This window comes from Noviluteimonas caseinilytica (genome assembly GCF_018406605.1).
In the GTDB taxonomy this organism is placed as follows: domain Bacteria; phylum Pseudomonadota; class Gammaproteobacteria; order Xanthomonadales; family Xanthomonadaceae; genus Noviluteimonas; species Noviluteimonas caseinilytica.
The window spans coordinates 468,839-482,841 of record NZ_AP024545.1; the positions used below are offsets into that span (position 1 = coordinate 468,839).

Genomic DNA, 14,003 nt, shown 5'->3' on the forward strand with positions numbered 1-14,003 from the left:
AAACATCGTTTTTTCGTTCAGACGGCCGCATGTCCGCACGGCTTGGATTCAAACTTATGACGGGCCGCATGAAGGCCTTGTTAACGCTAGCATAACAGTTGACCGGGTGCCAACCCCTGCTGCATGCGGAATTCTATACCCGGTAAAGATTCAGGAAATCCGAGATGGACATGGCTTCGAGCTCGGCCGGCTTGGCGGCGAGGGCCATCAGGCGGTCGGCCTGGGCGGCCGGCAGGTGGGCCCGGTTGGCGGCCTGGAACTTCGCCATCAGCACCGGGATGCCTTCGGCCCGGCGCTTGCGGTGGCCGATCGGATAGTCGATGGACACCAGGTCCGTGCTGGTGCCGTCCTTGAAGAACACCTGCACCGAGTTGCCGATGTAGCGCTTGTCGGGGTCGAAGTAGTCCTTCGTGAACTGCGGGTTCTCCTTCACGACCATCTTTTCACGCAGGGCGTCGATGCGCGGGTCGGCGGCGATGTCGTCGTTGTAGTCGTCGGCGGTGAGGCGGCCGAAGATCAGCGGCACGGCCACCATGTACTGCAGGCAGTGGTCGCGGTCGGCGTAGTTGGCCAGCGGGCCGGTCTTGTCGATGATGCGGACGCCGGCTTCCTGGGTCTGCAGCTCGATGCGTTCGATGTCGGCGATGCGCGCCTTCACCTGCGGATGCAGCTGCATCGCGCACTCCACGGCCGTCTGCGCATGGAATTCGGCGGGGAAGCTGATCTTGAACAGGACGTTTTCCATCACGTAGCTGCCGAACGGGCGCTCGAACTGGAATTCCTTGCCCTTGAACGCAACGTCGTAGAACCCCCAGGTCTTCGCGCTCAGCGCGCTCGGATAGCCCACCACCTTCTTCTGCACGGCGTTGAGCGCGTGCGTGACGGCGCGGCGGCAGGCGTCGCCCGCGGCCCAGCTCTTGCGCGGGCCCGTGTTGGGCGCGTGGCGGTAGGTGCGCAGCACGCCGTTGTCGATCCAGGAGTGCGAGACGGCGGTGATGATTTCGTCCTTCGTGCCGCCCAGCATGGCGGTGGCCACGGCGGTGGACGCCAGGCGGACCAGGATCACGTGGTCCAGGCCGACCCGGTTGAACGAGTTCTGCAGCGCGTACACGCCCTGGATCTCGTGCGCCTTGATCGCCCAGCCCAGCACGTCGCGCACGGTGATCTTGTTGCCGTCGCCGCGCAGCGCTTCGCGGTTCATCCAGTCGGCCACGGCGAGGATCGCGCCGAGGTTGTCGGACGGATGGCCCCACTCGGCGGCGAGCCAGGTGTCGTTGAAGTCGAGCCAGCGCACCAGCGTGCCGATGTTGAAGGCGGCCTGCACCGGATCCAGTTCGAACGAGGTGCCCGGCACCAGCGCGCCGCCCGGCAGCGTGGCGCCCGGCACGATCGGACCGAGGTGCTTCACGCAGCCCTCGAACTTCATCGCCAGCATCGCGCAGGCCAGCGAGTCGAGCAGCATGTGGCGCGCGGTGTCGAAGGCTTCCTGCGACTCGATCTTGTAGTCGAGGACGTAATCGGCGATGTCGACCATCGGCTGGTCGGGGTTCGGGCGGACGGCGGAGCGGACGTCGGAATGGCTCATGCGGGCATCGGTGGCGGAGGGGAGCCGCGCATTTTGCCAGACGTCGCCGCCCGCGACGTCCCCGACCATCGGTTTTGCGCTGCGCGGCGTTGCGTGCGCGCAACGCACCTACGCACCTGTCGAGCTTGGATGCGGCCCGATGAGCGCGCATGTTGCACCGCATGCAGACACTCCCCGCCCTCTTCCTCTCGCACGGCTCGCCCATGCTCGCCGTGCAGGATTCGCCCGCCGGCCGGTTCCTCGATGGCCTCGGCGCGTCGATGCCCAGGCCGCGCGCCATCGTCGTGGCCTCCGCGCATTTCACGGCCGCGCCGACGCATGTCGGCACGGCGGCGCAACCGCGCACGGTCCACGACTTCGGTGGCTTCCCGCCGCAGCTGTACGACCTGCGCTACCCGGCGCCCGGCGATCCCGAGCTCGCCAGGGCGATCCTGCATCGCCTCGAAGCGGCGGGCGCGACCGCGACCGCAGCCCCGGAACACGGCCTCGACCACGGCGTGTGGGTGCCGCTGCGCCGCATGTATCCGGACGCCGACATCCCGGTGGTGCCCGTGTCCGTGGACCCGCGCGGCGATGCCGCGGCGCACGTCGCCCTCGGCCGCGCCCTCGCCGGGCTGCGCGAAGAAAACGTCCTGGTCATCGGATCCGGCGGCTTCGTGCACAACCTCGGCGACCTCGACTGGAAAACCCAGGACGCCGCCCTCGCGCCCTGGGCCGCCGGTTTCGCCGACTGGATGCGCGAACGCCTCCAGGCCCACGACCTGCCCGCCCTCCTCGACTGGCAGGCGCAGGCCCCGCACGCGAACCGCGCCCATCCCACCGTCGAGCACCTGATGCCGTTGTTCGTCGCACTCGGTGCCGGCGGTGCCACGCCCGCGGTGCGCACCCTGCATCGTTCGCACGAACTGGGCACCCTCGCGCTGGACGCGTTCGCGTTCGACTGAGGCCGCGTTCGACCGAACCCTTGCGTGCGGCGGCGCGGGCGGGCATCGTGCGCGCTCCCGTACGCCGGCGTATGCGAATGCCCTACCCGCACCTGTTCCGCCCGCTGGACCTGGGCTTCGCGACGCTGCGCAACCGCATCCTGATGGGCTCGATGCACACGGGCCTGGAAGACCGGGCGCGCGATTTCGACAAGCTCGCCGCGTATTTCGCCGAACGCGCCGAAGGCGGCGCGGGCCTGATCGTCACCGGCGGCTTCGCGCCCAACATCGTCGGCTGGCTGAAGCCCTTCGCCGGCAAGTTGTCGTGGCGCCACGAGACGCGTCCGCACCGCAAGGTCACGCAGGCCGTCCACGCGCACGGCGCGCACGTGTGCCTGCAACTGCTGCACGCGGGGCGCTACGCCTACCACCCGTTGTCGGTTGCACCGTCGAAGCTCAAGGCGCCGATCAATCCGTTCACGCCGCGCGCGTTGTCGGCGCGCGGGGTCGATCGCCAGATCGACGCGTATGCGCGGGCCGCCACGTTCGCGCGCGAAGCCGGCTACGACGGCGTGGAGCTGATGGGCTCCGAGGGCTATCTCATCAACCAGTTCACCGTCGCGCGCACGAACAAGCGCACCGACGCGTGGGGCGGCGACGTCGCGCAACGCATGCGCTTCGCCGTGGAGATCGTGCGCCGCGTGCGCGAAGCCTGCGGGCCGGACTTCATCGTCGTGTATCGCCTGTCGATGCTGGACCTGGTCGAAGGCGGCTCGGACTGGAACGACATCGTGCTGCAGGCGCAGGCGGTCGAGGCCGCAGGCGCGACGATCATCAACACCGGCATCGGCTGGCACGAAGCGCGCATCCCCACGATCGCGACGTCGGTGCCGCGCGCCGCGTTCGCCGGCGTCACCGCGAAACTGCGCCCGCACGTGCGCGTGCCGCTGGTCGCCACCAACCGCATCAACATGCCCGACGTCGCCGAACGCGTGCTCGCCGACGGCGGCGCGGACCTCGTGTCGATGGCGCGCCCGCTGCTCGCCGATCCGCAATGGCCGAACAAGGCCCGCGCCGGCCGCGCGCACGCGATCAACACCTGCATTGCCTGCAACCAGGCGTGCCTCGACCACGTGTTCGAGAACAAGCGCGCGAGCTGCCTGGTGAATCCGCGTGCCTGCGCCGAAACCGAACTCGTCATCACGCCCGCCAGCACGCCGCGCCGCATCGCCGTCGTGGGCGCGGGCCCCGCGGGCCTTGCGTGCGCGACGGAAGCCGCGGCGCGCGGGCACCGCGTCGTGCTGTTCGATGCCGCGGCGGAAATCGGCGGGCAGTTCAACCTCGCCAAGCGCATCCCGGGCAAGGAAGAATTCCACGAGACGTTGCGGTACTTCCGGCATCGGCTCGAAGAGACGGGCGTCGACGTGCGCCTGGGTGCACGCGCAGATGCAGAAATGCTCGCCGGCTTCGACGCGATCGTGCTCGCCACCGGCGTGTTGCCGCGCGCGGTGGACATCCCCGGCATCACGCATCCCAAAGTGGTCGGCTATCTCGACGTGCTCGAAGGCCGCGTCACCTGCGGCGAACGCGTGGCCATCATCGGCGCGGGCGGCATCGGTTTCGACGTCGCCGAATTCCTCGTGCACGACGGCCCTTCGCCCGCGCTCGACGCAACGCGCTGGATGCACGAATGGGGCATCGATCCTGCGTTCGAAACGCGCGGCGGCCTCGCGCCCGCCTGGCCCGAACCACCGGCGCGGAAGCTGTGGCTGCTGCAACGCACGCCCGGCAAACCCGGCGCGCGCCTGGGCAAGACCACCGGATGGATCCATCGCGCCACGTTGAAAGCGAAGGGCGTGCGCATGCTGGGCGGCGTCGAATACCTCGGCATCGACGACCACGGCCTGCACATCCGCATCGAAGGCGCCGAACAGGTGTTGCCCGTCGACCAGGTGGTGGTGTGCGCCGGCCAGGAGCCGCGCCGCGACCTGCTCGACGCCCTCCCCGACCGCGAAGTCCACGTCATCGGCGGCGCCGACGTGGCGGCAGAGCTGGACGCCAAGCGCGCCATCGCCCAGGGCACCCGCGTCGCTGCGAATTTGTAACGCCCGCGGGCGTAGCCTCCGGCGACCACCCGTCGCAGGAGGTTGCCCATGTACGTCGATGGATTCGTCCTGGCCGTCCCCGAAGCGAACCTGGCCGCCTACCGCAAGATGGCCCGCCTGGGCGGCAAGATCTGGCGCGAACACGGCGCCCTCGAATACATGGAATGCGTCGCCGACGACGTCAAGCCGGGCAAGCTCACCTCGTTCCCGCAGGCGGTGAAGCTCAAGCCGGGCGAGGTCGTGGTCTTCTCCTGGATCCTCTACAAGTCCCGCGCGGCGCGCGATCGCATCAACGCGAAGGTCATGGCGGATCCGCGGCTGGCGCAGTTCATGGATCCCAAGTCGCTGCCCTTCGACGGCAAGCGGATGTTCTTCGGCGGCTTCAAACCCATCGTCCAGATGTGAACGCAGGCGGGATTGCCCTACCGCATTCATTTGGAAAACACAAGCAAATCCGATACTTAGCGAAGGCGTTCACGCGGCGTTGAGCCTACCGCCGCTACCGTGCGCCCACTTTCTCGCCGGCCGCCTTCCGCAGGCCGGCACCCGCACGGTCCACGTCGAAGGACCGCGCCCGGGCAAAGGCAGCCACAGAGCCGCCGCCCTCCCCAGTACGCCATGCCGTCCCGGTCGCGCCACGCGACCGCCGGCGCAACGGAGCAAGGAGCACGACGCAATGAAGCTCGCCTGGATCCTCTGGCTGTCGCAGGTCCTGCCACAGCCGGCCGCCGATTCGCTTTGCCTCAGCACCACCGTCTACCTGGAAGCGCGCGACCAGTCCGCGCAGGGCCAGCAGGCCGTGGCCGAAGTCGCCCTGCGGCGCCGCGACAGCGGCCTGTGGGGAGACAACCTGTGTTCGGTGGTCACCGCGCGCCACCAGTTCGCGCCCACGATCGTCCCGGCCAGCACGCAGCTGCGCGGCGGCGAGGCCTGGGCCCGCGCCGTCACGGTGGCGCTGGAAGCCGAACGCAACTGGGCCCTGCCCGACGGCGAGCGCAAGGAACTCGTGCCGGGCGCGAGCCACTTCGCCGCCACCGCGATCGCGAGCCCCGCGTGGCGCAACGCCCACCAGGTGGCGACGATCGGCGACCACACCTTCTATCGCGTCCAGTCGCTGCCGCCGCGCGGTTGAAATATCGGCACAAGGCGCGCCCTGCGGCATGCAGCGTTGCGCCGCGCGTGATCGACGCTGCACGCGCGACTGCGCATGATGCGCGCCTCGCATCGAAACGGAGTCGCCGATGAAGTTGTACTACTCGCCGGGCACGTGCGCCCTCGCCGACCACATCGCGCTGGAATGGATCGGCAAGCCGTTCCAGGCCACGCGCCTGTCGAAGGAAGACCGGCAGACGCCGGAATACCTCGCCATCAATCCCGCCGGCGCCGTCCCCGCGCTCGACGTGGACGGCTGGATCCTCACGCAGAACGTGGCGATCCTCAATTACCTCGCCGACACCCATCCCGACGCGCAGCTCGGCGGCGACGGCACGCCGAAGGGACGCGCCGAAGTGAATCGCTGGCTGTCGTTCGCCAACTCCGACGTGCACCCGCTCTTCAAGGTGTTCTTCGGCAGCGCCAATTTCCTGGAAGACCCGAAGCTCATCGAGAAGGCGCAGGACAACGCGCGCCAGTCGCTGCGCACGCTGTTCGAGCGCGCCGACAAGCAACTGGCCGGCAAGCAGTGGATCGCGGGCACGCGTTCGATCGCCGATCCCTACCTGTTCGTCGTGCTGCGCTGGGCGCGCGCGGTGAAGGTGGACCTGTCGGGCCTGGACCACCTGCACGCGTTCTTCGAACACATGCGCAAGGATCCGGGCGTGCAGAAGGCGCTCGAGGAAGAAGGGCTGGCGTAAGCGTCGCCCCCAACGAAAAAGGCCGCGCAATGCGCGGCCTTTTTTTGTGCCTCGAAAGTATCAGCGCTTGTCGATCGGCACGTACGCGCGATCTTCCGGCCCGATGTAGTTCGCGCTCGGACGGATGATCTTGCCGTCCTCGCGCTGTTCGATCACGTGCGCGGCCCAGCCGGTGGTGCGCGCGATGACGAACAGCGGCGTGAACATCGGCGTCGGGATGCCCATCATGTGGTAGGCCGACGCGCTGTACCAATCCAGGTTGGGGAACATCTTCTTGGTGTCCCACATCAGCGTCTCGATGCGCTCGCTCACGTCGAACAGCACCTGGTTGCCGCCGTCGGCGCACAGCGTGCGCGAGATCTCCTTGATGATCGGATTGCGCGGGTCGCTCACGGTGTAGACCGGGTGACCGAAGCCGATCACGATTTCCTTCCGCTCCACGCGCGCACGGATGTCGGCTTCCGCTTCGTCGGCCGACGCGTAGCGGCTGATGATGTCCATTGCCACTTCGTTCGCGCCGCCGTGCTTCGGGCCGCGCAGCGCGCCGATCGCGCCGGTGATGCACGAATGCATGTCCGACCCGGTGCCGGCGATCACGCGCGCGGTGAAGGTGGACGCATTGAACTCATGCTCGGCGTACAGGATCAGCGACTTGTCCAGCGCGTTGGCATGCAGGTCGCTCGGCTCTTCGCCATGCAGCAAATGCAGGAAATGCGCCGCGACGCTGTCGTCGTCGGTCTCGCAATCGATGCGGCGGCCGTTGCGCGTGAAGTGCCACCAGTACAGCAACATCGAACCGAAGCTGGCGATCAGGCGGTCGGCCAGGTCGCGTGCTTCGGACGCCGGATGGCCTTCGCGTTCCGGCAGCACGGTGCCCAGCACCGAACAGCCCGTGCGCATCACGTCCATCGGGTGCGCGTTGGCGGGCACCAGTTCCAGCGCTTCCTGCACGATCGCCGGCAGGCCGCGCAGGCGGCTGAGCTTCGTCTTGTACGCACGCAGCTGCGAGGCGCTTGGCAGCACGCCATGCACGAGCAGGTGCGCGACTTCCTCGAACGTGGACTTGGTGGCCAGGTCGTGGATGTCGTAACCGCGGTAGTGCAGGTCGTTGCCGCTGCGGCCCACGGTGCACAGCGCGGTGTTGCCCGCGGCCGTGCCGCTCAGCGCGACGGATTTCTTGGGCTTGAAGCCTGGCGTGCCAGGGCCGGACGCAGCGGTGTTGTCGCTCATGGGTGCTCCTTACGTGCGTGCATCAGTTTTCGAAATCGCCAGGGCCCGCCGCGGGGCACCGGTCGACCGGTCGCTGGACATCGTCCAGCGTCTCGCTGTAATTCTGCGTGGACCAGCATTCGTCCAGCGCCGAGCAGTAGCAAAGGTCCAGCTTCAGTCGGTCGCCGACGTGGTGGCGCAGCGCCACGAACTGCGCATGGTCGCCCGGCAGCAGGTAGCCGATGTCGTCGCCCGGCGACAGCACCATGCCCGAGAGCGAGCTGTACTTCTGCGCGGGATCCGACAGGCCCAGCCGCGTCAGCGCCTGGCCCCAGTTGCGCACGGGCTTGCCGTCCACCGTCACGCGCACCGAGCGCACCACCGCCGGGCCGACGCCCTTGTTCGCGATGTGGAACTCGCCCGCCATGCCCGCGTTGTAGAACAACACGCGCGGCCACACCTGCGCGCGGATCTGCTGGCGCTGCAGCGTGGCGGTGTACGCCGCCACGCCCACCGCGACCAGGCCGATCAGGACCGCCGCGATCGCGGTGACGCGATCCCAGTCGGTGCGCGGCGGCGACGCGGCGTCGCTCACCTGGCCGGCTTGGCGAACAATGCGTCGAGCTTGTCCTCGTACGCGTGGTAGCCGAGGTAGTCGTACAACTCGGCGCGTGTCTGCAGCGTCGGGATCGTGTTCTTCTGCGTGCCTTCGCGGCGTACCGTCTCGTAGAAGCCCAGCGCCGCCTTGTTCATCGCGCGATACGCACCGCAGCAGTACAGCGCGATGTCGACGTTGGCCCCGCGCAGCTCATCGGTGGTGAAGAACGGCGTCGAACCGAACTCGGTGAGGTTGGCCAGGATCGGCACCTTCACCGCGGCCTTGAAGCGCCGGTAGTCGTCGAGCGTCTGCATCGCTTCCGGGAAGATCATGTCGGCGCCGGCTTCGACGTACGCGCACGCGCGGTCGATCGCGGCATCGAGGCCTTCGACCGCGGCCGCGTCGGTGCGCGCCATGATCACGAACGAGGCATCGGTGCGCGCATCCACGGCGGCTTTCACGCGATCGACCATCTCGTCCTTCGGCACGACTTCCTTGCCCGGGCGATGGCCGCAGCGCTTCTGCCCGACCTGGTCTTCCATGTGCACGGCGGCGACGCCGACGTTGATGAAGTTGCGGATGGTGCGCGCGATGTTGAACGCGCCGCCCCAGCCGGTATCGATGTCGACGAGCAGCGGCATTTGCGTCGCGTCCACGATGCGCCGTGCATCGACCAGCACGTCTTCCATCGTGCTGATGCCGAGGTCGGGCATGCCGAGCGAATTGGCGGCGACGCCGCCGCCGGACAGGTACAGCGCGCGGTAGCCGGTGCGCTTGGCCATCAGGCCGGCGTACGCGGTGATCGCGCCCATGACCTGCAGCGGGGTTTCTTCGGAAAGCGCGGCGCGGAAGCGTGCGCCTGCGGTGTTGTTGGACATGGTCACCTCGTAACGACGAAGGCGGCCGTGGCCGCCTTCGTGGGTTGCATCAGAGCAAGTGCGCCACGCCGGCGCGCTCTTCTTCGAGCTCGGCCAGCGTCTTGTCCATGCGCTCGCGGCTGAAATCGTCGACCGGCAGGTTTTCGATGCGCGTGTATTCGCCGTTGGCGGTGGTCACCGGCACGCCGTAGATCACGCCTTCGGGGATGCCGTAGCTGCCGTCGGACGGCACGCCCATCGTCACCCACTTGCCGTTCGAGCCGAGCACCCAGTCACGCACGTGGTCGATCGCCGCATTGGCGGCCGACGCGGCCGACGACAGGCCGCGCGCTTCGATGATCGCAGCGCCGCGCTTGCCGACCTTCGGGATGAAGTCGTTGGCGTTCCAGTCGGCGTCGTTGATCTTGTCCTTCAGCGACGCGCCGCCCGCGGTGGCGAAGCGGTAGTCGGGATACATCGTCGGCGAGTGGTTGCCCCACACGACGAGCTTGTCGATGTCGGCCACGGCCACGCCGGCCCTGGTGGCCAGTTGCGACAGCGCGCGGTTGTGGTCCAGGCGCAGCATGGCGGTGAAGTTCTTCGCCGGCAGGGAGGGCGCCGACTTCATCGCGATGTACGCATTGGTGTTGGCCGGGTTGCCGACCACGAGCACCTTGACGTTGCGCGAAGCGACGTCGTTGAGCGCCTTGCCCTGCTCGGTGAAGATCTTCGCGTTTTCGAGCAGCAGGTCCTTGCGCTCCATGCCCGGGCCGCGCGGACGCGCGCCGACCAGCAGGGCGATGTCGGCGTCCTTGAACGCCACGCGCGGATCATCCGTGCCGACCATGCCGGCGAGCAGCGGGAACGCGCAGTCCTCGAGCTCCATCATCACGCCCTTGAGCGCGGCCTGCGCCTTCTCGAGCGGCAGCTCCAGCATCTGCAGGATCACCGGCTGGTCCTTGCCGAGCATTTCGCCCGAAGCGATGCGGAACAGCAGGGCGTAGCCGATCTGGCCGGCAGCGCCGGTGACGGCGACTCGGACGGGTTGCTTCATTTCGAACTCCGAAGAACGTATGCGGGGGCGGGAGGGGGGTTACTGCAGTTCCGAGAAGAACTGCTGGATGCGCGACAGGCCGGGCGCGAGCTGCGGCGTGGGGCACGTGTAGCTGATGCGCATCGCGCGCGGTTCGCCGAACGCCGAACCGGGGACGCACGCGACGCCGTGCGATTCGAGCAGCGCGCTGCACAGATCGACGTCGTTGGTGATCTTCGTGCCGGTGGGGCCATGCGTCTTGCCGAACGCGCAGCTGATGTCCGGGAAGACGTAGAACGCACCCTGCGGACGCGGGCACACGATGCCCGGGATCGCGGCGAGCGCGGCCAGCACCTGGTCGCGCTTGGCCTGGAACTCGGCGTTCTTCGCCGTGGGGACATCCTGCGGACCCGACAGTGCGGCGACCGCGGCGGCGGTGATGATTTCCGGGATGTTGGTGATGTGGTTCGAGTTCATCGTGGCCACGGCCTGCGCCACCGACGCCGGGCCCGCCATGAAGCCCACGCGCCACCCCGGCATGCCGTAGGTCTTGGACAGCGAGTCGATGAAGATCACGCGCTCGCGCAGTTCGGGACGCGCCTGCACGAAGTTGTGGTAGCCGATGCCGTCGAACACCATGCGGTTGTAGATGTCGTCGGTGATGACCCACGTGTCCGGGTACTTCACCAGCACGTCGGCGAGCGCCGAGATCTCGGCCTTCGTGTACACCATGCCCGTCGGGTTGGACGGGTTGTTGAACAGGAACACCTTGGGCTTCTTCGCCAGCGCGGCGTCGAGCTGCGCGGGCGTCATCTTGTAGTCCTGCGTGGCCGGGCACGGCAGCAGGTCGATCTTCGCGTTCACGATCTCGGCGATGTCGACGTAGCTGGTCCAGTACGGCACGGCGAAGCAGATGGCGTCGCCTTCGTCCAGCAGCGCCTCGGCCAGGTTGTAGATGACGTGCTTGGCGCCGATGCCCGTCGCCACGTTGGCGCGGGTGTAGCCGGTCATGCCGACCTGTTCCATGTGCGCGATGAACGCATCGAGCAATGCGTCGGCGCCGCGGTTGCTGCCGTACTGGCCGCTGTCCTTCGCCAACGCTTCACGGGCGGCGGCATAGACGTGGTCGCCCGGCAAAAAGTTGGGCACGCCGATCGAGAAGCTGATGATGTCGCGGCCTTCGGACTTGAGTCGCTTGGCCTTTTCGGCGACCAGCATGATTGCGCTAGGCTTGGCGCGACCAATGCGCCGGGCGAGCTCAGGCATCGCAGAAAACCTCTTCGGGGACGGCCGCGAACGGGCCGGAAGGAAGCGCGGAATGCTATCACAGCGGACGTGTGCCATCGGGCCGAATCCCTTGCCGCGCACGGCTTTCCGGGGCGCCTGGCTGGCCCTGTCGTTGCTGGCCGGCCTGGCCTTGTCCGGGTGCACGTCCACCCAGGTCCGCACCGCCACCGATGCGAGCGGCAAGCCCGAGCACATCGTGGGCACCGTGGTGCTGGTGGAACCGGACATCGAGCTGTATGCGGTCGGTGCCGGCGGCATGCAGGAGCCGCGGGAAGCGTGGACGCTGACGGCCCGGCGCGAATTCCCGATCGCCGCCCGCGACATCCTCCAGGCCCAGGGCGTGCCGCTGAAGGGCGACTTCATGCTGCCCAAGGACGCCGGCCCGGAAAACAAGCTGCGCCAGCTCACGCTGCTGAACCAGGCGGTGTCGATCAGCATCCTGAGCTACGCGCGCGGCGACGCCCTGCGCAACAAGCACGGCAAGTTCGACTGGACGCTCGGCCCCGGGGTCGCGGCCCTGCGCGAGGCCACCGGCGCGGACTACGCGCTGTTCACCTACATCCGCGACAGCTACACCTCCGGCGGGCGCGCGGCGATGCGGATCATCGGCTTCCTGCTGCTCGGCGGCGACGTGGGCGGCGGCATGCAGATCGGGCTGGCCTCGCTGGTGGACCTGCGCACCGGCCAGGTGGTCTGGCACAACCTGCTGCTGGACCAGACCGGCGACCTGCGGGACCCGAAGGGCGCGCACGAAACCGCCGGCGACCTGCTCCGGGGCATCCGGCGATGAGCCCGCGCCTGCTCTCGCTGTCCATCGCGGCGTTCGTGGCGCTCGGTGCGTGCGCGTCGCAGCAACCCTTGCGCGACAACGCACCCGGCACGCGGCCGGCCTCCGGCACCGACGAAGGCGAACTCTGGTACGCAATGCAGCGCGCGGAAGAAGAACTGCAACGTTCGCCGATGCGCGTGCGCGATCCCGCGCTCAATGCGTACGTGAAGCAAGTGGCGTGCAAGGTGAGCGCGGGCCATTGCCAGGACATGCGCGTCTACGTCATGAACGTGCCGCAGTTCAACGCGAGCATGGCGCCCAACGGAATGCTGCTGGTGTGGACGGGCGCGTTGCTGCGCATGCGCGACGAAGCCGAACTCGCGTTCGTGCTCGGCCACGAAGCCGGCCACTACCGCGCGCAGCATTCGATCCGGCAATGGCGGCGCATGAAGGACACCAGCGCGTTGCTGAGTGCGTTCTCCGTGCTCGCCTACGGCTTCGGCGCACCGAACACCGCGATGCTCGGTTCGCTCGCCGCGTACGCCACGGTCTTCAAGTTCAGCCGCGACATGGAGCGCGAAGCCGATCACCTCGGTTTCGCCGAAGTGGTGAAGAACGGGTACGACCCGAAGGCCGGCGCGGACCTGTGGAGCCGCATGCTGCGCGAAGAAAACACGCTGAAATACCTTCCGCGCAGCCGCGTCTTCGCCTCGCATCCCGCGACGGAAGAACGCCTCGCCGACGTGCGCGCGGCAGCGGCCGCGATTTCCGATCCACCGCACGAGCTCGGCGTCGCGCCCTACCGCGCGGCGACCCGGCCCTTCCTCGAAAACTGGCTCGACGGCGAACTCTCGCAACGTCGTTACCAGAGCTCGCTGCTCGTCATCCAGGAACTGCTGGACGAATCGCCCGGCGAAGACCGCGGCGTGCTCACGTTCTATCTCGCCGAAGCGCATCGGCGCGAGGATGGCCCCGGCGATCGCGAAAAAGCGGCGGCGCTGTACGCGCAGGCGATCGCGATGCCGGGCGCGCCCGCGGGTGCGTGGCGCGAACACGGCTTCGCCCTCGCGCAGGCCGGCCAGCGTGCGCAGGCACGCGATGCGTTCCAGCAATACCTGGCGCGTGCGCCGCAGGCAGACGATCGCGCCTTCGTGCAACGCGAACTCGACAAGCTCGGAGGAACGCCCTGATGCGATCGATGCGCGGCTGGTGGCTGGGGTTGGCGGCCGCGATGCTGCTGTCGGCGTGCGCGACGACGGGCAGCCGGCTCGTCGAGCCCGGCCCCAACCCGGCGGGCCAGAAGCTCACGATCAACAGCGAGATGGAATGGACGCGCGGCGCGGACAGCCGCTACCAGGTCTGGACGATCGACGGCGAGCTGCTGAACCTGCTCTATCTGATCCCGTACGTGAAGGAAGGCGAATACATCTTCCTGGGCCAGCGCCAGGGGAAGCGACGCCCCGACGGCCCCTACTACCACCGCGGCATGCGGCAGGACGAGCTGCGCGACCTCATCTCCGACGGCCTGCTGCAGGCCGGGCTGGTCGGCATCGAGGCCAGCAACCTGCGACCGGTGAACTTCGGTTCGCACGAGGGCCTGCGCTTCGACCTGACCATGGTGAACAGCGAAGGCCTGGCCTACCAGGGCTACGTGGCGGCCTTCGAACACGAGAAGGGCCTGGCGCTGGCGATCTGGATCGCGCCGAGCGAGTACTACTTCCCGCGGGATGCAGCGAAGGTGTCGAGGATGCTCGACACCCTGCGCTGGAACAGCGGCGGCTGAC

14 protein-coding genes are annotated in these 14,003 nt (G+C 68.2%); 8 read left to right on the forward strand and 6 right to left on the reverse strand.

The window, feature by feature from the left end:
• Window positions 1-133 precede the first annotated feature (133 nt).
• Window positions 134-1,585 (reverse strand): bifunctional 2-methylcitrate dehydratase/aconitate hydratase, encoded by a 1,452-nt coding sequence (locus LYSCAS_RS02340; RefSeq protein ID WP_213435432.1) that lies wholly within the window; start codon window positions 1,583-1,585, stop codon window positions 134-136.
• A gap of 161 nt (window positions 1,586-1,746) precedes the next feature.
• Between LYSCAS_RS02340 and LYSCAS_RS02345 the strand changes: the two genes are divergently transcribed.
• The 5 genes from LYSCAS_RS02345 (at window position 1,747) to LYSCAS_RS02365 (ending at window position 6,466) form a co-directional block, all read left to right on the forward strand.
• A complete protein-coding gene (locus LYSCAS_RS02345; RefSeq protein ID WP_213435433.1) occupies window positions 1,747-2,529 on the forward strand; it encodes a dioxygenase family protein in 783 nt (260 codons plus the stop codon).
• A 77-nt stretch (window positions 2,530-2,606) separates the two neighbouring features.
• Window positions 2,607-4,613 carry an NADPH-dependent 2,4-dienoyl-CoA reductase gene (locus LYSCAS_RS02350; protein WP_213435434.1) on the forward strand — a complete coding sequence of 669 codons (2,007 nt, stop codon included), beginning with the start codon at window positions 2,607-2,609 and terminating at the stop codon, window positions 4,611-4,613.
• 48 nt (window positions 4,614-4,661) lie between these two features.
• Entirely contained in the window at window positions 4,662-5,018 is a 357-nt protein-coding gene (locus LYSCAS_RS02355; RefSeq protein ID WP_213435435.1) for a DUF1428 domain-containing protein, read from the forward strand.
• Window positions 5,019-5,289: 271 nt separating this feature from the next.
• Entirely contained in the window at window positions 5,290-5,745 is a 456-nt protein-coding gene (locus LYSCAS_RS02360) for a cell wall hydrolase (protein ID WP_213435436.1), read from the forward strand.
• A 109-nt stretch (window positions 5,746-5,854) separates the two neighbouring features.
• The gene (locus LYSCAS_RS02365) at window positions 5,855-6,466 is read left to right on the forward strand and encodes a glutathione S-transferase family protein (RefSeq protein WP_213435437.1); all 612 of its coding nucleotides are present in this window, start codon (window positions 5,855-5,857) and stop codon (window positions 6,464-6,466) included.
• Between the two features lie 60 nt (window positions 6,467-6,526).
• Here LYSCAS_RS02365 and prpC read toward each other — a convergent pair whose 3' ends face one another.
• From prpC to LYSCAS_RS02390, 5 genes are read right to left on the reverse strand one after another with little or no spacing between them, the layout of a single operon-like run.
• Window positions 6,527-7,696, reverse strand: a complete 1,170-nt coding sequence (prpC, locus tag LYSCAS_RS02370) for a bifunctional 2-methylcitrate synthase/citrate synthase (protein WP_213435438.1) — start codon at window positions 7,694-7,696, stop codon at window positions 6,527-6,529.
• Between the two features lie 22 nt (window positions 7,697-7,718).
• Entirely contained in the window at window positions 7,719-8,270 is a 552-nt protein-coding gene (locus tag LYSCAS_RS02375) for a hypothetical protein (protein WP_213435439.1), read from the reverse strand.
• Entirely contained in the window at window positions 8,267-9,151 is an 885-nt protein-coding gene (gene prpB / locus LYSCAS_RS02380) for a methylisocitrate lyase (RefSeq protein ID WP_213435440.1), read from the reverse strand. Before prpB ends, LYSCAS_RS02375 begins: the two co-directional genes overlap by 4 nt.
• A 49-nt stretch (window positions 9,152-9,200) precedes the next feature.
• A complete protein-coding gene (locus tag LYSCAS_RS02385; RefSeq protein WP_213435441.1) occupies window positions 9,201-10,184 on the reverse strand; it encodes a malate dehydrogenase in 984 nt (327 codons plus the stop codon).
• 39 nt (window positions 10,185-10,223) lie between these two features.
• Window positions 10,224-11,429, reverse strand: a complete 1,206-nt coding sequence (locus tag LYSCAS_RS02390) for an aminotransferase class I/II-fold pyridoxal phosphate-dependent enzyme (RefSeq protein WP_213435442.1) — start codon at window positions 11,427-11,429, stop codon at window positions 10,224-10,226.
• A gap of 91 nt (window positions 11,430-11,520) precedes the next feature.
• On the opposite strand from LYSCAS_RS02390, the gene LYSCAS_RS02395 reads away from it, so the two are divergent.
• The 3 genes from LYSCAS_RS02395 to LYSCAS_RS02405 are packed head-to-tail and all read left to right on the forward strand — an operon-like array spanning window position 11,521 to window position 14,002.
• Window positions 11,521-12,240 carry a hypothetical protein gene (locus tag LYSCAS_RS02395; protein WP_213435443.1) on the forward strand — a complete coding sequence of 240 codons (720 nt, stop codon included), beginning with the start codon at window positions 11,521-11,523 and terminating at the stop codon, window positions 12,238-12,240.
• Window positions 12,237-13,409, forward strand: a complete 1,173-nt coding sequence (locus LYSCAS_RS02400; RefSeq protein WP_213435444.1) for a M48 family metallopeptidase — start codon at window positions 12,237-12,239, stop codon at window positions 13,407-13,409. Before LYSCAS_RS02395 ends, LYSCAS_RS02400 begins: the two co-directional genes overlap by 4 nt.
• Window positions 13,409-14,002 carry a hypothetical protein gene (locus tag LYSCAS_RS02405; protein WP_213435445.1) on the forward strand — a complete coding sequence of 198 codons (594 nt, stop codon included), beginning with the start codon at window positions 13,409-13,411 and terminating at the stop codon, window positions 14,000-14,002. The genes LYSCAS_RS02400 and LYSCAS_RS02405 overlap by 1 nt, the downstream gene beginning before the upstream one ends.
• Window position 14,003 lies beyond the last annotated feature (1 nt).

Coding starts and splice junctions, on each gene's coding strand:
- LYSCAS_RS02385 (WP_213435441.1), bottom strand. CDS start 10,184: ATGAAGCAACCCGTCCGAGTCGCCGTCACCGGCGCTGCCGGCCAGATC.
- LYSCAS_RS02405 (WP_213435445.1), top strand. CDS start 13,409: ATGCGATCGATGCGCGGCTGGTGGCTGGGGTTGGCGGCCGCGATGCTG.
- LYSCAS_RS02345 (WP_213435433.1), top strand. CDS start 1,747: ATGCAGACACTCCCCGCCCTCTTCCTCTCGCACGGCTCGCCCATGCTC.
- LYSCAS_RS02340 (WP_213435432.1), bottom strand. CDS start 1,585: ATGAGCCATTCCGACGTCCGCTCCGCCGTCCGCCCGAACCCCGACCAG.
- LYSCAS_RS02400 (WP_213435444.1), top strand. CDS start 12,237: ATGAGCCCGCGCCTGCTCTCGCTGTCCATCGCGGCGTTCGTGGCGCTC.
- prpC (WP_213435438.1), bottom strand. CDS start 7,696: ATGAGCGACAACACCGCTGCGTCCGGCCCTGGCACGCCAGGCTTCAAG.
- LYSCAS_RS02390 (WP_213435442.1), bottom strand. CDS start 11,429: ATGCCTGAGCTCGCCCGGCGCATTGGTCGCGCCAAGCCTAGCGCAATC.
- LYSCAS_RS02355 (WP_213435435.1), top strand. CDS start 4,662: ATGTACGTCGATGGATTCGTCCTGGCCGTCCCCGAAGCGAACCTGGCC.
- LYSCAS_RS02360 (WP_213435436.1), top strand. CDS start 5,290: ATGAAGCTCGCCTGGATCCTCTGGCTGTCGCAGGTCCTGCCACAGCCG.
- LYSCAS_RS02350 (WP_213435434.1), top strand. CDS start 2,607: ATGCCCTACCCGCACCTGTTCCGCCCGCTGGACCTGGGCTTCGCGACG.
- LYSCAS_RS02365 (WP_213435437.1), top strand. CDS start 5,855: ATGAAGTTGTACTACTCGCCGGGCACGTGCGCCCTCGCCGACCACATC.
- prpB (WP_213435440.1), bottom strand. CDS start 9,151: ATGTCCAACAACACCGCAGGCGCACGCTTCCGCGCCGCGCTTTCCGAA.